The sequence below is a fragment of the Streptomyces sp. NBC_00513 genome, assembly GCF_041431415.1.
Lineage (GTDB): Bacteria > Actinomycetota > Actinomycetes > Streptomycetales > Streptomycetaceae > Streptomyces.
Genome location: NZ_CP107845.1, coordinates 7,459,215 through 7,476,405, shown reverse-complemented (window position 1 = coordinate 7,476,405; position 17,191 = coordinate 7,459,215). Strand labels below are relative to the sequence as shown.

The 17,191-nt window shown below is 70.5% G+C and carries 19 protein-coding genes; 13 read left to right on the top strand and 6 right to left on the bottom strand.

What is annotated here, in order from left to right; genetic code table 11:
• The first annotated feature begins 185 nt into the window (after nucleotides 1-185).
• Nucleotides 186-1,148: a hypothetical protein gene (locus OHA84_RS33710; protein WP_266968101.1), complete on the top strand. Its 963-nt coding sequence runs from the start codon at nucleotides 186-188 to the stop codon at nucleotides 1,146-1,148.
• Between the two features lie 139 nt (nucleotides 1,149-1,287).
• Here the strand turns inward: OHA84_RS33710 and OHA84_RS33705 are convergent, their stop codons facing one another.
• On the bottom strand, nucleotides 1,288-1,698 hold the full coding sequence (locus OHA84_RS33705; RefSeq protein WP_266973842.1) for a MarR family winged helix-turn-helix transcriptional regulator: 411 nt from the start codon (nucleotides 1,696-1,698) through the stop codon (nucleotides 1,288-1,290).
• 321 nt (nucleotides 1,699-2,019) lie between these two features.
• Here OHA84_RS33705 and OHA84_RS33700 point away from each other — a divergent pair, with 321 nt between their 5' ends.
• Nucleotides 2,020-3,063 carry a hypothetical protein gene (locus tag OHA84_RS33700; protein ID WP_266973844.1) on the top strand — a complete coding sequence of 348 codons (1,044 nt, stop codon included), beginning with the start codon at nucleotides 2,020-2,022 and terminating at the stop codon, nucleotides 3,061-3,063.
• A 205-nt stretch (nucleotides 3,064-3,268) separates the two neighbouring features.
• A complete protein-coding gene (locus tag OHA84_RS33695; RefSeq protein WP_266968103.1) occupies nucleotides 3,269-4,327 on the top strand; it encodes a vWA domain-containing protein in 1,059 nt (352 codons plus the stop codon).
• An 83-nt stretch (nucleotides 4,328-4,410) separates the two neighbouring features.
• On the opposite strand, the gene OHA84_RS33690 is transcribed toward OHA84_RS33695, so the two are convergent.
• A complete protein-coding gene (locus OHA84_RS33690) occupies nucleotides 4,411-5,289 on the bottom strand; it encodes a hypothetical protein (protein ID WP_266968105.1) in 879 nt (292 codons plus the stop codon).
• 106 nt (nucleotides 5,290-5,395) lie between these two features.
• Here OHA84_RS33690 and OHA84_RS33685 point away from each other — a divergent pair, with 106 nt between their 5' ends.
• Together OHA84_RS33685 and OHA84_RS33680 are read left to right on the top strand one after the other, a co-directional pair.
• Nucleotides 5,396-5,974 (top strand): TetR/AcrR family transcriptional regulator, encoded by a 579-nt coding sequence (locus OHA84_RS33685; protein ID WP_266968107.1) that lies wholly within the window; start codon nucleotides 5,396-5,398, stop codon nucleotides 5,972-5,974.
• Nucleotides 5,975-6,245: 271 nt separating this feature from the next.
• Entirely contained in the window at nucleotides 6,246-6,746 is a 501-nt protein-coding gene (locus OHA84_RS33680) for a lamin tail domain-containing protein (RefSeq protein WP_266968109.1), read from the top strand.
• A 268-nt stretch (nucleotides 6,747-7,014) separates the two neighbouring features.
• Here OHA84_RS33680 and OHA84_RS33675 read toward each other — a convergent pair whose 3' ends face one another.
• The gene (locus OHA84_RS33675) at nucleotides 7,015-7,203 is read right to left on the bottom strand and encodes a hypothetical protein (protein ID WP_266968111.1); all 189 of its coding nucleotides are present in this window, start codon (nucleotides 7,201-7,203) and stop codon (nucleotides 7,015-7,017) included.
• A 2-nt stretch (nucleotides 7,204-7,205) separates the two neighbouring features.
• Between OHA84_RS33675 and OHA84_RS33670 the strand changes: the two genes are divergently transcribed.
• Nucleotides 7,206-7,463 carry a hypothetical protein gene (locus OHA84_RS33670; protein WP_266968113.1) on the top strand — a complete coding sequence of 86 codons (258 nt, stop codon included), beginning with the start codon at nucleotides 7,206-7,208 and terminating at the stop codon, nucleotides 7,461-7,463.
• 744 nt (nucleotides 7,464-8,207) lie between these two features.
• Here the strand turns inward: OHA84_RS33670 and OHA84_RS33665 are convergent.
• Nucleotides 8,208-9,158: a LysR family transcriptional regulator gene (locus OHA84_RS33665; protein ID WP_266968115.1), complete on the bottom strand. Its 951-nt coding sequence runs from the start codon at nucleotides 9,156-9,158 to the stop codon at nucleotides 8,208-8,210.
• Nucleotides 9,159-9,264: 106 nt separating this feature from the next.
• Between OHA84_RS33665 and OHA84_RS33660 the strand changes: the two genes are divergently transcribed.
• The 4 genes from OHA84_RS33660 (at nucleotide 9,265) to OHA84_RS33645 (ending at nucleotide 13,139) form a co-directional block, all read left to right on the top strand.
• Complete coding sequence (locus tag OHA84_RS33660; RefSeq protein ID WP_266973845.1) at nucleotides 9,265-10,158, top strand: NAD(P)H-binding protein; 894 nt, start codon at nucleotides 9,265-9,267, stop codon at nucleotides 10,156-10,158.
• Between the two features lie 75 nt (nucleotides 10,159-10,233).
• Entirely contained in the window at nucleotides 10,234-10,599 is a 366-nt protein-coding gene (locus OHA84_RS33655; RefSeq protein ID WP_266968117.1) for a darcynin family protein, read from the top strand.
• A 159-nt stretch (nucleotides 10,600-10,758) separates the two neighbouring features.
• Nucleotides 10,759-11,214 carry a DUF2809 domain-containing protein gene (locus tag OHA84_RS33650; protein WP_266968119.1) on the top strand — a complete coding sequence of 152 codons (456 nt, stop codon included), beginning with the start codon at nucleotides 10,759-10,761 and terminating at the stop codon, nucleotides 11,212-11,214.
• A gap of 212 nt (nucleotides 11,215-11,426) precedes the next feature.
• Nucleotides 11,427-13,139, top strand: a complete 1,713-nt coding sequence (locus tag OHA84_RS33645) for an immunity 49 family protein (RefSeq protein ID WP_266968121.1) — start codon at nucleotides 11,427-11,429, stop codon at nucleotides 13,137-13,139.
• 139 nt (nucleotides 13,140-13,278) lie between these two features.
• On the opposite strand, the gene OHA84_RS33640 is transcribed toward OHA84_RS33645, so the two are convergent.
• Complete coding sequence (locus OHA84_RS33640) at nucleotides 13,279-13,875, bottom strand: TetR/AcrR family transcriptional regulator (protein WP_266968123.1); 597 nt, start codon at nucleotides 13,873-13,875, stop codon at nucleotides 13,279-13,281.
• Between the two features lie 93 nt (nucleotides 13,876-13,968).
• On the opposite strand from OHA84_RS33640, the gene OHA84_RS33635 reads away from it, so the two are divergent.
• Nucleotides 13,969-14,757: an SDR family oxidoreductase gene (locus tag OHA84_RS33635; RefSeq protein WP_266968124.1), complete on the top strand. Its 789-nt coding sequence runs from the start codon at nucleotides 13,969-13,971 to the stop codon at nucleotides 14,755-14,757.
• 151 nt (nucleotides 14,758-14,908) lie between these two features.
• Here the strand turns inward: OHA84_RS33635 and OHA84_RS33630 are convergent, their stop codons facing one another.
• Nucleotides 14,909-15,511, bottom strand: coding sequence for a DUF6308 family protein (locus OHA84_RS33630; protein WP_266968125.1), 603 nt, complete (start codon nucleotides 15,509-15,511; stop codon nucleotides 14,909-14,911).
• 62 nt (nucleotides 15,512-15,573) lie between these two features.
• Here OHA84_RS33630 and OHA84_RS33625 point away from each other — a divergent pair, with 62 nt between their 5' ends.
• Together OHA84_RS33625 and OHA84_RS33620 are read left to right on the top strand one after the other, a co-directional pair.
• Nucleotides 15,574-15,792, top strand: coding sequence for a hypothetical protein (locus OHA84_RS33625; protein ID WP_266968127.1), 219 nt, complete (start codon nucleotides 15,574-15,576; stop codon nucleotides 15,790-15,792).
• A complete protein-coding gene (locus OHA84_RS33620; protein ID WP_266968129.1) occupies nucleotides 15,785-17,008 on the top strand; it encodes a helix-turn-helix domain-containing protein in 1,224 nt (407 codons plus the stop codon). The genes OHA84_RS33625 and OHA84_RS33620 overlap by 8 nt, the downstream gene beginning before the upstream one ends.
• Nucleotides 17,009-17,191 lie beyond the last annotated feature (183 nt).

The window sequence follows — 17,191 nt, the reverse complement described above, 5'->3', positions numbered from 1 at the left end:
GACGTCCTGGGTCGAGGGGGCGTTCGCGCGTCGGAAGCCATCGGCGCAGCCGGTGATCATGCGGGAAAGCTCGTCCGCGCCCCCCTGGGGGGTGGCAGCGTCCTTCGTGACGTTCGCGGTACGCCGGACACACCCGGAAGGCGTCTCATACGCTGAGCCGGTGCCCGTGCGACACAGGGGGGAACATGGCCACCGCTCCGACCTTGGTACGCAGGGGTCAACCGGCCTGGTTGCTGATCGTCGCGGGCGCCGCGGTCGCATTGCCCTTGGCCGCGTTCGGACGCCATGCGACGCCACTGCCCGAGCTGATGCCCGCCATCGTGGGAGGCGTGCTCGCGAGCGCCGCCGTTCCGGGCGTCATCGCCCTCAGCCAGTACATGTTGGTGCGCACCGGACGCATGGAGCTCTCCGTCGTCGGCGTCGCGAGCCTGAGTTCGGCCGTCATCGGTGTCAACAGCGCGCACGGAACAGCGGGAACGCTCGTCGGCCTCCTCGCCGCCGCTCTCCTCGCCCTCCCCTTCGCGCTGGTCAGCGCCTTCCTGGCGATCAAAGCTGATATCGGCTATGCCATGGTCGCCGCCGTCGCGGTGGTGTTGGGGGCGGAGCAGTTGGTGACCGAGGTGGCTCCGGAGACCGTCAATGTCGACGCGGGTTTGGTGACCGTGCTGGGGGCCGGCACGTATGTGCCCGTCGCGTTCCTCGTCGCCGCCGCGCTGTTCGCCGGCGTCGCCTGGTGCGCGCCCCGACAGCAGGCGGCACTCGCCACCGGGACCGCCGGCTGGGTCCGGATCGCCTTCGTGCTCTACGTCCCCGCCTTCCTCCTGGCCGTACTGGCGGGGTTGCTCTACACCGCGCGCGTCCAGGCGGCCACACCGCAGGGGCTGGGCGAGAAGTTCGTCCTGATCTGTGTGCTGGCGGTCGTCGCGGGCGGGGCGAGCCTGAAGGCCCACCGCGCGTCCCTGGCCGATGTGGCGGTCGGGAGCCTGTTCGCCGGCTCCTTCACCACGTTCCTCTACGCCGAGGGCGTCAGCGCCTCCCGAATCAACGTGTACGTCGCGGTGGCGTGCATCGCCTTCATCCTGCTCGACTGCCTGCGTCTGCGACGCGTGCCGGCCGTGGCCACGCCCCCCGTGGGCGCGCCGGCCTGACCTGCCGGAGCGGCCCCGTTCGAACCTTCGCCACCGGCACCGCACCGACGCGTTCCGGGTGCACCCCTCGCTCCTGCCCGACCTGACGGCGCCACCCGGGCGCGTGTGCGGCGCCCGGCCGCGGGTGCGGCGCCCCCTTTCACCCCACGCACCCTCCCCCGGCGCCGCCCGGGGTGATCTCGTTGTAGCGCAGCAGGTACGCGGCGAAGCGGTCCAGGTCCTCGCGCGGCCAGTCCACGAGCCGCGCGCGGAACATCTCGCGGCGGTTGCGTGTCACCTGGGCCAGGACCGCGGCCCCCTCGGAGGTGAGCTCCAGCACCTGTACGCGGTGGTCCTCGGCGTCGGCGCGGCGCTCGACCAGCCCCGCTCGCTCCAGCGCCGCGACCTGGCGGCTGACCGTCGACTTGTCCAGCGCGTAGTGGGCGGCGAGGTCCGCGGCCCGGCAGCCCCGGCGCTCCTCCAGATGGCTGAGCAGCGTGAAGGACACCAGGGAAAGTTCCGGATGCATCCGCGCGGCCGCCGCCCGCGCGCGCCGGGCGAAGGACGTCATCTCGCGCTGAATCGTCTCGATGGCCGCGTCCCGGCGCTCGCCCTCCGCATGGCTCCCGCCGACCGACTCCGCCGTACCGGCCGCGTTCGTCGTACCGGTTGTCTCCGCCGTCACAGTGACCTCCCTCGCCGTTTAGTTGTATAGTACAACCGGAACGAAAGTTGTATATGCCAACTACCTGCCGACACTGACTGCACTCGCAGCCCGCGCCGACTTCGGAGGTCCTGTCGCATGTCCGGTCGCACACCCGCCCACCACCACGCCCGGGGCCCCGCCGCACCGGGGACCCCGCGCACCGCCGCCGACGGTGCCGTCGCCGGGCTGCGCGGCCCGGCGATGCGTCACGTACTCACCCACCTGCTGACCCCGTTGCTGATGTGCCTCGGCATGGGCCTCGCCTACATGGGCGCCTTCGTCCAGCCGGAGCCGCACCACATGCCGGTGGCGATCGTCGGCGAGGGCCCGCAGGCGATGACCCTCGCCCAGACGGTCAAGAACAAGGCCGGCGACGCGCTCGACGTCCGCACGCTCGCCCACCGCTCCGACGCCGTGGCCGAACTCAAGGACCGCCACATCACGGGCGCGTACGTGCCGAGCGAGTCGGCACCCGAGCTGATCGTGGCCACGGCCGCCTCCGACACGGGCGCCACCGTGGTCGAGAAGATCTTCACGCCGATCGCCGCGAGCCACGGCGCCCCACTCAAGGTCACCGATGTCGTCGGCAACGTCGACGACGATCCGACCGGACAGGGGCTGTTCTTCCTGCTCGTCGCGGTCAGCATCGGTTCGTACGCCTCGGTGGCCGTCCTGGGCGGCGCGGGAGCCGCGTTGCGCATGCGCGGCCGCGCCCTGCTGGTCGTGGCCGTCTCCGGTGTCGTCAGCGCCATCGGCGCACTGCTGGCCGGGCCCGTCTTCCACCTGGCGCACCACGGCCTGGCCGGAGTGTGGGGCCTGAGCTGGCTCTACTCCGCGGGCATCCTCTTCATCGGCGTAGGCCTGCACACCTTCCTGAAGCGGTGGACGACCCTCGCCATGATGGTCCTGTTCGTGATGCTCAACTTCACCAGCTCCGGCGGGCTGTTCCGACCCGAGTTGCAGAACGGTTTCTTCGGCGCCCTGCACTCCTTCTGGAACGGCGCCGGCTACGTGGACGGCCTGCGCGGCATCCTCTACTTCGGCCATGACGGCCTCCTGCGCGACATCCTGACCCTCGCCGCCTGGCTGCTCGTCGGCCTGGTCCTCACTCTCGTGGCCGCCGCGGCCGAACGGCGCCACGCGGAGAACGAGGCCAAGACCGCCACGGCCACCCCGGCGCGGGCGGCGAAGGAGGAAGAAGAGGAGATGGAGGAGGCGGTCGGCGTCTGACAGCGCTCTCGGGCGCACACCCAGCCGGAGCTCCCCGGCCGCCCAGCGCGCCCGTCGCGTCACCCGTGCGACGACCACGCCGTCACCGCTGCCGCCCCAGGTCAGAGCCGGGGCGACAGCGGTGACGGCTCGTCAAGCTCCGCTGTCAGTGCCTCCCCATAGTGTGGAGACATCACTCGGGGAGCCTCGGCGAAGGAGCAGAATCATGTCCGCCAACAAGATCCAACACAAGGTGAATCACGTCGCGCTGGTAGTGGACTGCTCGGGTTCCATGCATCAGCATCAGGGTCAACTCATCCGTGTCGTGGACGAGTTCGTGGCGGGCTTGAAAGCCGAGTCGGACAAGCTCGGCCATGAGACCCGCATCAGTCTCTACTCCTTCGACCACAAGGTGGAGAACCTGGTCTGGGACATGGATGTGAAGCATCTGCCTTCCATGCGGGGTCTGTACAAGGTCAAGAATGGCGCCACGGCCCTCATCGAAGCCTCCCTGAAGTCACTGGACGACCTGGGCCACATCTGGGAGGAGTACGGCGAGCACAGCTTCCTCCAGATCGTGGTGACGGACGGCGAGGAGAACGCCTCCGGCGGCGACCGACGGCACGACGGCGACATGGCCGTCCTCGGCCCCTGGCTCGACAAGATCGCGGTGCGGATGGACGCGCTTCCGGGCCACTGGACATCCGCGATCCTCGTTCCGAACTCCCTGGCCAAGCGAACCGCTCAGAACTACGGCTTCCCTGCCGGGAACATAGCCATCTGGGATGCGGACTCCCACGAGGGCGTCGAGGAGGCGATCGGCACCGTGCGCGCTGCCGCCACCAGCTTCCTCCGTGGCCGCGAGAAGGGCGTGCGGGGTACGAAGAACCTGTTCGCGGTCGGCCAGGACATATCGGTCGACGACGTGAGGGCGAAACTCGAACCGGTGCCGGCCGACAAGTACCGGCTGCTGAAGGTCGACACGGAGGTCGAGATTCGTTCCTTCGTCGACTCGCATCCGGGCGTGACGTACGAACGCGGCGCCTGCTACTACCAGTTGGGCACCCGGGTGCAGGTTCAACCCGACAAGGAGGTCATCGTGGTCGAGAGGGACACCGACCGCGCGTACACGGGCGATGCGGCACGCAGCCTCCTGTTCGGCACGGGCGTCCAGGGGACCGTCTCCGTGAAGGCGGGGCACAATCCCAAGTTGGAGGTGTACGTGCAGAGTCGGTCGGTGAACAGGAAGCTCAAGCCCAAGACGCGTCTGCTCATCATGCTCTGAGGTGGGTGGGAAGGGCGTGGGGCAGGTGGGCTCCAGAGCCCTGCGCGAACCGCCCCGGGCAACCCGCCGGACGGGTGGGCGGCTCAGGCGTGGTCGTACTTCATTCCGATACCGAGGGTGCTCTGCATCGGCAGGAGTCCGGCGCCGACGATGTCGAGCACCGGCGGCACGAGGAGTTCGGCCAGCCGGGCCACCTCGTCGGCCGTGAGCGCCGTCCAGGGCGCCGCGGCGAGCTCGTCGGTGAGTTTCTCGATCGAGGTGCGGATCCGCAGGCCCTCTTCGGTGGCTCCGCCGTCCGCTTGCAACAGGCCACGGCTGAGGAGTCGTTCGCGGGCGATGCCCCATTCCTCGTCGGTCCACTGCCTGCTGCTGAACACCTCCTCGGGTGCGGCGCCGGCGGCGGCGTGTGAGACCAGGGCCTCGGTGGGGCCGATGCCATGCGCCTGGAGGGCCACGATGTGCCCGTCGCCCCGGTGCTCACGCAGGATGGTGGCGGCCTGCCAGAGCACCATGTGGGGATCCTCGGACCAGGGCAGCGCGGCGTTCGCGGCGGCCATGGGGCGACCTGCGGTGCTCGCCGACTCGGCGGCGCGCCGGGCCAGTTCCGCGGTCTCGCGCAGGTCCGTCGAGTCGACCCGGTCGCCGAGGAGCTTGCGCAGTGCGCGGTCCACGGCGGCGCCGCGGGCTGCCAGGACCTGCTCGGCCGTGGCCGTGGCCCACGCCGTCGCGGTATGGCGATCCACCATCCGCGGGCTGAAGCTGTAGAAGAGGGCACTCACCAGTCGCGGGCCCACCGGACCGAGCGGCGCGGCCCGATAGGCGAAGTAGCCCGGCCAGCGCTCGTCGGTGGCGTAGCCCAGCGCCGCCGCCTGCTCGAACGCCTCCGGCGCGTAGTAGAGCATGGCATGTACCGGTTCAAGCAACTGCCACATCTGTCGGATCGTGCCGAGGCTGTGTGTCATGTCGATTCCTTCGCCGTCACTGTCGCGCACCCGAGAACTTGTCACTGCCTAGATTGCGACGCCCAAGCCATCCTGTCAATGACTAGATCTGGGGTAGCCTGCACCCATGGCCGCGACACCCACTTACCACCACGGAGATCTGCGCCGGGCCGTCATCTCCGCCGCGCTCCAGGTCATTCGCGACGACGGCGTCGCGGCGATCAGCCTTCGCGACCTCGCCCGTCGCGCCCAGGTCTCCCACGCCGCGCCCGCCCACCACTTCAGGGACAAGGCCGGGCTGCTGACCGCCATCGCCACGGAGGGTTTCGATCTACTGGCCGACAGCCTGACCTCGGTGCCGACCGACACCGCGCGCAAGCTGCGCGAAATGGGGGCGAGGTACGTCGAGTTCGCCGTCGGGCACCCCGCCCACTTCGAGGTGATGTTCCGTCCGCAACTGCTGCACGGCGAGGACCCGGAACTGGCCGCCGCCAAGGAACGCGCCTCCCGCGCGCTGCGCTCCGGGATCGAGGAACTGCCCGCCGAGAAGCGCCCCGACGCGGGGCGCGCCGGCCTGGCGGCCTGGTCACTCGCTCACGGCTTCGCCGCCCTCCAGCTCAGCGGCAGCCTCCCGACCCTGGACGACGACCCCTCCGAGACCTTCCGCACGCTCTTCGCCAACCACCCCGCCACGGAACTTGACTGAGTCGGCCTGCCCTTGACTGGTACGAGGACCGCGGACGGCGGTTCGTACCGGCGCCGTGAGCGACCACACACCCCGGACCCCGCGCCCCGTCGGAACGTTCGAGGCCGCACCCCTGCCACCGATCAGATCACCGACTGGTCAGAGAATCAGACCGGTTTGTCTTCATTTGGCAATCTTGGGGCGATTTGCTAGAAAACGCTCCGCGCGCGGTCCAAAGTATGGGTTCCCGGCAGCAAGCCGGGGACCCGCACGTCCTTGAGGTGACATCTTCATGTCCGCTTCTCTCAACACCCGCCGTGTCGTCGCCACCCTCGTGGCCTCCGTCGCCGCTCTCGCCTCCGCCGCGCTGCCGGCCGCAGCCGACGGCCACGGCCGGGACCACGGCTCGACCGGCAAGCACTCCACCATCACCATCGGCAAGGTGCAGTACGACAGCCCCGGCCGTAACGACCGCAGCAACCGCAGCCTGAACGGCGAGTGGGTCGAGGTGAAGAACACCGGCAGGAGGGCCGTCGAACTGCGTGGCTACACGCTGACCGACAAGCAGGGCAACCGCTACCGCTTCCGCGGCCTGCTCCTCGATGGTCACTCCACCGTCAAGGTGCACACCGGCAAGGGCAGGAACACCCTCCGCGACGTCTACCAGGACCGGACCAACTACGTCTGGGACCAGCGCGACTCCGCCACCCTGCGCAATGAGCACGGCCGCATCCTGGACAGCAAGAACTGGGGCCCCGGCAAGGGTCGTGGCAGCCGCCAGGGCGGGCGCTAGTCACCACACGTAGTCATCGCACGAAGTCGCCACGCGGTCCGCGAGCCACGCGGGTCGACGCGTCGGGCCCCCGTCCCTTGAAGGGACGGGGGCCCGACGCGTTCCCCGCCCCCCAGGCCGATGATCCGCACCGCCCCCGCGACGCGGATCGGGGCCTCGCGTCGGACCTCGCGTCAGATCGCGACGGCCGGGTAGGCCTCGACGTAGCTGTCACCATCGGCGCCGTGACAGGCGCAGGTACGCGCGTACAGATCGACGTCGTACCAGATCACTCCGGCGTTCCAGCATCCCTGGACGAACTCGGGAAGGTGCCGTCTCCCGCCTGGTCGATCCGGAGGGCCGTCAGGAGTGCCTCGCGGTCGAAGGGGGCGGCATTGACCATTCCCGTGATCAAGGGCTCACCTTGCACGGCGACGGGGCCGGCGTCGGTGAGGTAGAGCATCGCGTTCGACGGCACGCGTGGCCAACGACCTCGTCCACGAGGACCTGGCGGCCTTCCACGCCAACCCCGACCACAAGGGTTCCCCCCTCCTGGCGCTGACCGGGAACGGGCATCGAACCCTGGAGGCGATCACTTCTCGCGCGAACCGGGCCCATGGTGTGATCGCCGAGGGCGTCTCCCCGAGCGAACTCACCGCCGCGCGCGACCTGCTGCGCCGGCTGATCGAACAAGCCCGCCGACACCAAGAGCACGGCCCGGTGGACGAGACCCCGTGACGCCGGGTGGCTCTCCGGCCCACGGCGCCGCTGTCCCACCGATCCGGCCGCGTTCCGAGAAGACGGCTCGCGAGTGACCGCCCGCTGCGGTGCCGGGGGCCGGATGGCCGGCAGAGCCGCGTACGCTGACCACGAAACGGGGGCGTCATGGAATCACTCGGAGTCTTGTTCGCGGCCGCAGTCTGGGGTGTTCCGCTGGTCAGCCTGCTGGGCGGGGTGGTTGCGATGGTGGCCGCCACACGTTGGCGCCGCCGAACGATCAGCGCCCTCGAGAGGGCCGAGGCAGAGGAAGCCCGACCTGCTCGGCCTCAGGAACCAGAGCCTGCCCACACGCCGCGCTCCTGAGCGCCGGCACCCCGGACCGGTCCGGCGAGGGACCCGAAAGCGTCGACCGCGCGCCCGCGGTTACTGCCGGCCGATACCGATGTCGAGGCCGGTCTCGACGGCGTCGGCCGCGCGCCCGCCGTCGCGGCCCGGCGCCCTCCTTGCCGGATCCCTCCCGGTGATCGTGGCCGGCATGCTCACTGCGGCACGGACGCCCTGCGCGCCCGGCACGGGCAGGTCGGGCCTCCGGTCGACCGCCTTCCGACGCACCGGGCGCGGTACCGGCCCTGGTGTCCGGTGGATCGATCCCGAGGAAGTCCCGGCCGTCCAACGGGCGTGTCGCGGCGGGACCTGTCGGTCGACACCCCGCTCGCATTCCGTCGCCGTCCGCGGTCGCGGCCGTCCCGGTACCCGGTCAGATCACGTGGTGGGGCTCCCGGGTGTGCTGAGGGTTCGTCGGATGGCGCCGCGGAGCCAGTGGTGGGCCCTGTCGGCCGCATGGCGGGGGTGCCAGGCCATGCCGACGCTCACGGGCGGCATGGCCAGGGGGATGTCCAGGAGTTGCAGTCCGAGGGCTACCGCGTCGGCGGTGAGGGGTGAGGGTGCCGCGCCGGGGAGCGCGGCAGGTACCAGGCAGACGATGTCGCTGCGAGCCGCGAGGGTCATGGCGGCCAGGTGACTGGGGAGGACGACGCCGACCCGCCTACGAAGGTTCCGCTCGGCCAGGGCGGCGTCGAGGGGGCCGGTGAATCGGCCGCGGCGACTGACCGCGACGTGTTGGGCGGCGGCGAGCCGGGCCGGGGTCACGGGGCCTTCGGTCAGCGGATGACCGGGCCTGACGGCCGCCACCATGCGGAGGGTGACCAACTCCTCGACCCTCGTTTCGGGGTCCACATGGTCGATGGACCCGACCTCCAGGTCGATCCGACCGTCACGCAGCGCGGGGCCCGCCTCCAACTCCTCGGCCCGGAGCCGGAACGAGACCCCCGGCGCCTCCTGTTCGGCCAGCCGCAACAGTCCGGGGACCAGTGCCGCGCCGACCAGGTCGGCGGCCTGGAGGGTGAAGGTGGTGCGCAGGGCGGCGAGTTCGATGCCGGTATCGGGGCTGAGCAGGGCCCCGAGACGCTGCACCACGGCCGCGGCCTCCTCGCGCAGGGCCAGGGCACGCGGGGTGGGGACCATGGCCTGCCCGGCTCGGACCAGCAGCGGATCCTGCAGGGTGCGGCGCAGACGGGCGAGTGTGCGGCTCATGGCGGCCGGCGAGGTGTGCAGGCGGGCGGCGGCCCGAGTGACGCTGTTCTCGGCCAGCAGGGCGTCCAATGCGATGGCGAGATTGGCGTCGAGGGCGAGATCCGGGCTGTTCACCAGCATTATTCCATTTCAGTCAATGATTGCGTGCCGATGTTCCCATTGTGGCAGCACTGGAATCCTCCGCAGGATGAGAGGCGTACCGACCGGCACGACCTACGAGGTTTTCATGATCGTCATCACTGCTCCCACCGGGAACATCGGCCGTTCCCTGCTCTCCCGGCTGCTGGAATCCGCCCCCGCCGCGGGCGAGGAACTGCGCGTGATCGTGCGTGACCCCGCCCGGCTTCCCGACGCGGTTCACGGACGCGTCGAGGTGATCACCGGCTCGCACGGGGACGCCGAGGTCGTCGACCGGGCCTTCGAGGGTGCGGACGCCGTCTTCTGGCTCGTCCCCCCGGACGCCTCCCTGACCCCGCAGGACGCCTACAGCCGATTCAGCGGGCCCGCCGCGAAGGCGCTCGCCGCCCACGGCGTCGGCCACGTCGTCGGTGTCTCCGCACTCGGCCGCGGCACCCCGCTCGCCGACCGGGCCGGCCTCGTCACCGCTTCCCTCGCCATGGACGACCTCATCGCCGACAGCGGCGTCGCCTACCGGTCCCTGGCCAACCCGTCCTTCTTCGAGAACCTCCTTGAGGAGTCCGACTCGATCCGCGACAAGGGCGTCTTCGTCGACGTCGTCGACGGCGACCGCAAGGCTCCCTTCGTCGCCTGCGCCGACATCGCGGCCGTCGCCGCCGACCTGCTGCTGGACCGCTCGTGGACGGGCACCGACAGCGTCCCGGTCCTCGGCCCGCGGGACCTGTCCCCCAACGACGTGGCCCGCATCATGACCGAACAGCTCGGCCGCCCCGTCCGCTACGAACGGCAGCCGCTCGACGAGCTGTACACCAACCTCGTCGGCTACGGCCTCAACGAGGCTTTCGTCCAGGGCATCGTCGACATGAAGCGAGCCAAGGACCAGGGCCTGGACGCCGGCGTCGTCCGCACCCCCGACACCTCCTCCCCCACCGACTTCGAGCAGTGGTGCGCCCAGACCCTGAAGCCCGCCGTCCTCTCCTGAAGTCCACCACCCTTCGCCGGAACACAGCCGGCTGCCCAACACACCATGCCCACACACCACTTTGGAGGCATCCCCATGCCCGCTGAAACAACCGAACCACCGGTCACGGCGTTCATGCTCGTCAAGACCACACCCGAGTGGCTCGCGCTGACCGTCCAGGAACGCGTCGAAGCCTTCACCACCCAGGTCCTGCCCGTGATCCAGGCCAAGACCACCGGCGTGCGGTCACGCTTCTACGACACCGAGTTCTACTCCGCGCGTGTCACCGACGTCTGGATGTGGGAGGCCGAGGACCACCACGCCTACCAGCTCCTGATCGACGCACTGCGCGAAACCCCTTTCTGGGACCGCTACTTCGAGGTGGTCGACATCCTCGTCGGCACCGAGAACGGCTACGCCCGCACCTACGGCCTCGAACCCGTCGCCACCATCTCCACCTGACACACCACCCGTTCCCGCGGGATCGCCGCGATGCCCTCTGGCCCACACGGCCAGAGGGCATCGGGCCCTGAGGAACACAGGAACCATGGGAATCATAGGAACGACCGGCGGCCCGACCTGCTCGACGATCCCGCGACAGCCATCCGGCACCATGTTCTCGTGAACCTCCTCCCCGGCAACCGTGGCCGCGACGCCGCCGACCCCGTGCGGACCCGCCTCGTGGCGACCGGGGCCGCGGTCCTCATCGTCGGCGCCGGGCTGGGGCTCAGGATCGTGACAGTGGGGAGCGTGGCCAAGTACGGCGGAGACGCGCTGTACACCGTGCTGCTCCTCGCCCTGTTCGTCGTGGTCGCGCCGAGGACAACGCCCTTGCGGGCCGCAGCAGTTGCGTTGACCGTCAGTTGGGCGGTCGAGTTCCTCCAGCTGAGCGCGATCCCCGCGGAACTCTCCGGGCGCAGCACCATCGCCCGCCTCGTTCTCGGTTCCACCTTCAATGCACCGGACTTGTTCTGGTACGTGGTCGGCGCGGCGGCCGGCTGCCTCGCGCACACCGCCCTGACGTCGTTTCCGCAACGTCGGCGCAGGGAAGCGGCGGAGCGCTCGCGGCGCGCCTGAACCGCGTTGACCGGCGGGCACGGACGACGGACGCCGCGTCCGGGCCCTGCTCGACACGGCGCCCCGCCCGCGCCGTACGCCCGGGGCTGAGACGTGACGACGCTCGCGTGTCGATGGCCCTGGCCTCCTGGGCCCCGAGCGACTCGTGACCTCGAAACGGACCGACAGCCCGGCGCGGGTTCGGCGTTCGCGTTCGTCGTAGAGTCGGGGGGATGAACCGAGACAATACTTCAGAGATCCCAGGCGGCCCCGGCGCCGACTCCGAGCTGCCGATGCTGACCGCCACCCAGGCCGCGTACCTGAGGGAACTGGCCGCTCCCCACTTCCGGGAGGGCCACCACCAGTCGCTCCTCAACCTGGGGTCCACGTGCCGCCAGGCTCCCGAGAGCCGCTGGCCCGAGCTGGTGGCCGCCCACTTCGCGGCCCTGCGGCAGGCGAGCACGGGCGGCGAGAGCGCCGAGGAGCTCCTGCGCGGCACGCACGCCCGGCTGTTGCCCCTCGCCTCGCTGACGCAGGACCTCGTCGACGACATGCGCTACGCGCGCGTGGTCGCCGACGGGCTCGTCTTCGCCTACGCCCTCGACGGACCCACCAGCGTGCGGATCCTCACCGACGCGGACGTGGAGCGGGCCGGACTGCGGGAGTTGGGGCAGGCCGCGTACACCAACCTGCTGAGTGTGCCCGTCACGCATGAGGAAGTGTCCGTCGCAGGGCGGGCGCGCGTGCACTCCCTTCACGGTGACTCGCCTTTCGTCGCGAGCAAGGCGCTGTTCCTCTCCGAGGTGGCCCGGCAGGTGACCGGCGAGCCGCTGCCGCGCGACGGCGCCCTCGTGATCGTGCCGAACCGGCACCTGCTGGCCTACCACCCGATCGCCGACGGTTCCGTGGTCGATGGTCTCAACGGCCTGGCCTCGTACGCCCTCAGCGCTCACGAGGAGGGGCCGGGGCAGCTGTCCCCCCGGGTCTACTGGTGGCACGACGGCGCACTGACATCGCTCACCGTCATCGATGAGGACACCCGCACCTTCTCCCTGCGGCCGCCGCCGCGGCTGCTCGGCCTGATGAAGGGTTTGGTCCGGCTGGACCGGGCGGGCCGGATCGCCACGCCCGCCGCGGCGCAGGCTCCGGAGATCGCCGCTCTCGGCCGCACCGCGGCCGAGTCGACGGCCCGCCTGGCGCGCGAGCCCGCGGACCCGGCAGGTCTGGCCGAGGCCTTCGCCGCCGTCCTGGCCCTCGGCCATGCCCGCTGCGCCGACGACCCCGACGTCGCGAACATCGACACCTGGGATGCCTGGGCCACCGCCGTGCAACTCGGCTCCGCACTGTTCACCGGCGCGGGCCCGCAGGAATGCCACCTGGGCGAGGACCTCGTGACACGGTTGCCCGCGATGGCCGCCGAGCCGCCCGCCGACGCCCGCGCCTGGCTCGACGCCGTCTACCTCGCGATGACATGCCGTCAGATGGAGCGGATCGACCGCCTGTGCCGAGTGCCGTTGGCGAGGCTCCGCGAGGACGACTCCGTCGACGAGTACGTGCTGCACTGGATCGACACCCTGCAGACGTACTTCTCCGACCGCCCGACGGCCGATGCCGTGCCGAAGCTGGTCTCCGTCATGAAGACGTCCGTGCCCGAGGCCGTGGCGCAGGCCCCGACGGACTTCGTGAACCGTGTCGACTACCACCCGGCCGCACTCTTCCACCGCCTCATATCGGGCGACCACGAGGCTTTCGCGGAAGCGCTCGCCGAAGCCCTCGCGGACCACGGCGGTCACTGGGGTGATTCCGCGGCGCCGCGCGCCCGAGTGGCACTCGGACCGCTCGCGATGGCGTGCCTCGCCCACGACCACGGCTTCCCCGTCGATCCGAAGCAACCGTTCCTGCCCGCCCACCTCCTCAACCGGCAGCGGATCGAGGACATACCCTGACGATCGCGCTCGTCGATCCGGCCCCCTGGCCCCTCTGACGCGGGCGCGTCGAGCGGCCGTTCCGGTCGAACCGTCCGTCGGCTCCCACTCCCGCGCGCCGGAGCGGGAGCCGACGGGCACCGAGACCGCGAGGCCCGTGTCAGCCGCCGGGTCGCAGGCCGGCCAAGAGGATCTCCAGGGCCAGTTCCGTGGCCTCGGCGAGCGGGGTCTCGTCGAGGAGCGAGGCGACCGCGAGCGTCGCGAGGCCGTGCACGGTGGAGAAGGCGACCTGCGCGAGCTGAACGGGCTCGCCCGCGCGTACCGCTCCCGCCTCCTGCCCCTCCGCCATGAGCCGCGCGACGATGAGCAGGCTCTCGTGCCCCAGCTCCCGCAGCTCGTCGCTGGAATCGTCGGCGTGCTTGACGGCGAACATCAGCTCCAGCAGCGCCGTGTGCCCGACCGCGAAGTCCACGTACGTCCGCCCCAGCTCGGCCAGTCTTGCCCCGACCCGGCCACCCCCTTCCCCGGCCGCCGCGCGCAGGCGGGCGTTGAGGGTGGTGAAGCCGCTGACGGCGAGTGCGTCCAACAATGCCTGCCGGTCCCGGAAGTGGCGCGCGGGTGCCGCATGGCTCACCCCGAGCTCGCGGGCCAGGCCGCGCAGGGTCAGGGCTTCGGCCCCCGACGTGGTGAGGATGGTCTCCGCCCGCTCCAGCAGGGCGGCCCTGAGATTCCCGTGGTGGTACGGGCCGTCGGCCAAGGCGGTCTCCTCTACCTCGATGTTGTCATTGACTACAATGATGTCGGTGCCTACATTGAGTATGACGCAACCCATGGAAGTGGAGCAGCCGACATGACGATGATGTACCGGGGCACAGTGGCCCTGATCACCGGGGCGAGTGCGGGACTGGGTGCCGAGTTCGCCCGCCAGTGGGCCGAGCGCGGCGCCGACGTGGTGCTGGTCGCCCGGCGCCTGGATCGACTCACGGAGCTGGGAGGCGACCTGGAGAAGCGGTACGGCATCAACGCCACCCCGATCGCCGCGGACCTGTCCCTGCCCGGCGCCGGCGCCGCCCTCCGCGCCGAGCTCGACGAACGGGGCATCCGGATCCAGACACTCGTCAACAACGCGGGATTCGGCAGCCACGGCCCCTTCCTGGAGCAGGACCCGGCGCAGGTCGACCGGATGATCCAGCTCAACATCGCGGCGGTGGCCGGGTTGACCCGCGCCTTCCTGCCCGACCTTGTCGCCGACGGCCGGGGCGCGCTGGTCACCATCGCGAGCACCGCCGCCTACCCACCCACGCCCGCGATGGCGGTCTACGGCGCGAGCAAGGCCTTCGTACTCAGCTTCACCGAGGCCATAGCGTACGAGACCCGCGGCAGCGCCCTGCGCGTCCTCGCCGTCTCGCCGGGACCGACCAGTACCGAGTTCTTCGACGTCGTCGGAAGTCAGGACGCGGTCGTGGGCAAGGTCGCCACCTCGGAGCAGGTCGTCTCCACCGCCCGCCGAGCCCTTGAACGCGGCACGACCCCGCCCAGCGTGGTCGCCGGCCTCGGCAACCGCCTCTCCGCGCTGGCTTCCGGGCTGGCCCCCCGCCGGCTGACCCTCACCATCGCCGGTCGGGCCCTGAAGGCCTGACCGCGGCCTCCCCACCGCGACCACCAACCGTGGCCCTTGCGGTTGACAAGTACATCGCCGCCACCACGCAGCCGAGGGTGCCAACGCCGAGAGGCCGGCGCTGGTGGATCGTCCGGGCAGTCGGTTCACATGCGAAGGGGGAGACGAAAGGTCAGCCTGGGACGCCCCCGCAGCCCTTCCTCTTGTGGTCTGCCGCATGGCTCGTCCAGAGAACCACGTCACAGGTCCGCAGCGCCGAAACCGTCGCCGGCACGCCGACGCCATCCCGCAGCGAGAGCAGCTGCTCGTGCAGAGCATTGCCTTCGGCGGCCGGCGCTTCCCGCAGCGACAACCAGAAGGACCCCGGACGCCCGACCACACAGCGCACCACGTGGTCGTAGACCGGCAGAAGGCGCGGACGCTTGCGAGCCAGGAGCTTGTTGGTCGTGACCCACCCCAGTCCCTTCTGACCTTTCAGGAGGCGCCAGGCCCGGTCGGCCGGAGAACCGGGCCCCAGCAGAGCTGGTTCCGCGTTCGCCATGTCCGTATCGGCAGGTATCTGGCGAAGAAGGGCGGAAGGCTCCCTGGCGAGGCGGCCCTCCAACAAGGCGAGCCCTGCCGCGGGTGGTACCTGAACGGACAGCGTCTGCCGTGCGCGGACTGGTGGTGGAGTGACGTTCGAGCGTAGCGGGCGGCCCGACGACCCACGGCCTTCGGTCCCACCCGCTGGGCGTTGCGCCGTCGCGGTCAGCCAGTGTCGCCATAGTGCGTACACCGCACACTAAGTGACGCTAAGTTGCACACGCAGGCAACATCAGCGACGAAGGGTCCACTGCCATGCCCCGCCTCAACCTCGCCCAACTGACCCTCACCGCCGCCCAGAACATCCAGACCGCCGACGAAGTCCGTCGTGACCCGGCCGTCGTCAAGGCGGCCAGGCAGTTCGCGGAAGACAGCACCCAGGCCGTCCGCTCCGGTGTTGCGCTGGCACGTGAGGCTCAGTCCTCGTGGCGTCGCCACAGCCCGTCGGCCAAAAGGACCGGAACCGATGGATGATTTCAGCGCAGAGGCGATGGGCCTCGTGATCCGCGAGCACCGCCAGGCCCGGAAACCCTCCATGACCCAGGAAGAGTTGGCCGAGCAGGCCGACTACGGGAAGGGTGGCGCGGTCTCCATCTCCCGGATCGAGCGCGGGCTCGTCAGCCCCGGGGAGCACCGTCTGGCCGGCATCGCCCTCGCGCTCCACCTCACACCCACGCAACTCGGGCAGGAGGCGGAGGACCGAACCAGGTCTCTCGCTCGTCAGCGGGGCCGGCGGCCGGTGAAGCTGCGCGACCAAGTCGCGGAGACGAAGAGACGCCACGCCGAGATCAACGAGAAGGCGGCACAGCGGTCGAAGATCACCCAAGAACACGGGGAAGGCTTCAACCGTGTCCATGATGTCGTCCGCGACGAGTTCTTCATGAGGTTCGTGGAACTGGCCAAGAGCATCAGCGGGGCGCCCGAGCCGGAAGGGCCGGGTGAGGAGGAGATCGAGAGCACGGGCGAGACCCCTACGGCGATACGTATCGAGGCCATGTCCGCCGGGATCGCCAACGCGATCCGCGGAGCCGCCGCCGGAGGTGCCGCCGGGGTGGCGGTCGGCGGCGCCGCGGCCTACGGTGCGTTCACCGCCGCCGCGTTGTTCGGAACCGCCTCCACCGGGACAGCCATCTCGGCGCTGGCCGGGGTAGCCGCGACCAACGCGACTCTGGCCCTCCTGGGAGGAGGCACGCTGGCCGCGGGCGGTGCGGGCATGGCGGGTGGCATTCTCCTGCTCACCGGCATGGTCGCCGCCCCGGCGGCAGCGCTGGCGGCCGCCGGCTTCTACGTTCTGAGGCAGCGCCGGAACAAGAAGGAGGAGGAACGTCTGCGAACTCAGGTCGAGGCCGCGGAGGCGGCTCTGGACCAGTCGCAGAAGGGCTTCGACACGATGGTCGACGTACTGTCGCGCGCCACGGTCATCATGGAGTACGTCGAAGTCCACGGCACCCACGCCCTTGAGAAGTGGAGGGCGAGTCTGCCGCCGGAGCCCCGGGACTGGGAATCGCTCGGGCACGAGGGGCGGGAACAGTACAAGGCGTTCCTCTCCGTGTCGGGCTGCTTCCTCGCCGCGAGCATGATCAACGTCCCTGCTCTCCTCTCGGCAGGGCCCGACGATCTGCGCGAGATGGGCAAGGCCATGGACGAGACGCTGCGGTACGCGGACAAGACCATCAGGTCGATCGTCTGATTCCCGAAGTCGTTGCCACGCGCCGCACTGCCGAGGCCCGACGTCCACTTGACCCTGCTGCGCGAAGGGGCCCTGGACGTCGTCGACTTGGACCGGGCCGCGTGATGCCGGGTGCGGCCACGAGCGGTGAGACGGGGAGCAGCCCCGTGTGCGCGGGCCGGCCTCCGTGCCGCGCCGGGTGGC

Bases quoted from the DNA above. Each gene is read 5' to 3' on its own strand.
- OHA84_RS33705 (WP_266973842.1), bottom strand. From the start codon at position 1,698: ATGACGTCCTTCGCCCGGCGCGCGCGGGCGGCGGCCGCGCGGATGCAT.
- OHA84_RS33685 (WP_266968107.1), top strand. From the start codon at position 5,396: ATGGCCGCGACACCCACTTACCACCACGGAGATCTGCGCCGGGCCGTC.
- OHA84_RS33690 (WP_266968105.1), bottom strand. From the start codon at position 5,289: ATGACACACAGCCTCGGCACGATCCGACAGATGTGGCAGTTGCTTGAA.
- OHA84_RS33680 (WP_266968109.1), top strand. From the start codon at position 6,246: ATGTCCGCTTCTCTCAACACCCGCCGTGTCGTCGCCACCCTCGTGGCC.
- OHA84_RS33665 (WP_266968115.1), bottom strand. From the start codon at position 9,158: ATGCTGGTGAACAGCCCGGATCTCGCCCTCGACGCCAATCTCGCCATC.
- OHA84_RS33635 (WP_266968124.1), top strand. From the start codon at position 13,969: ATGACGATGATGTACCGGGGCACAGTGGCCCTGATCACCGGGGCGAGT.
- OHA84_RS33710 (WP_266968101.1), top strand. From the start codon at position 186: ATGGCCACCGCTCCGACCTTGGTACGCAGGGGTCAACCGGCCTGGTTG.
- OHA84_RS33655 (WP_266968117.1), top strand. From the start codon at position 10,234: ATGCCCGCTGAAACAACCGAACCACCGGTCACGGCGTTCATGCTCGTC.
- OHA84_RS33695 (WP_266968103.1), top strand. From the start codon at position 3,269: ATGTCCGCCAACAAGATCCAACACAAGGTGAATCACGTCGCGCTGGTA.
- OHA84_RS33625 (WP_266968127.1), top strand. From the start codon at position 15,574: ATGCCCCGCCTCAACCTCGCCCAACTGACCCTCACCGCCGCCCAGAAC.
- OHA84_RS33620 (WP_266968129.1), top strand. From the start codon at position 15,785: ATGGATGATTTCAGCGCAGAGGCGATGGGCCTCGTGATCCGCGAGCAC.
- OHA84_RS33660 (WP_266973845.1), top strand. From the start codon at position 9,265: ATGATCGTCATCACTGCTCCCACCGGGAACATCGGCCGTTCCCTGCTC.
- OHA84_RS33645 (WP_266968121.1), top strand. From the start codon at position 11,427: ATGAACCGAGACAATACTTCAGAGATCCCAGGCGGCCCCGGCGCCGAC.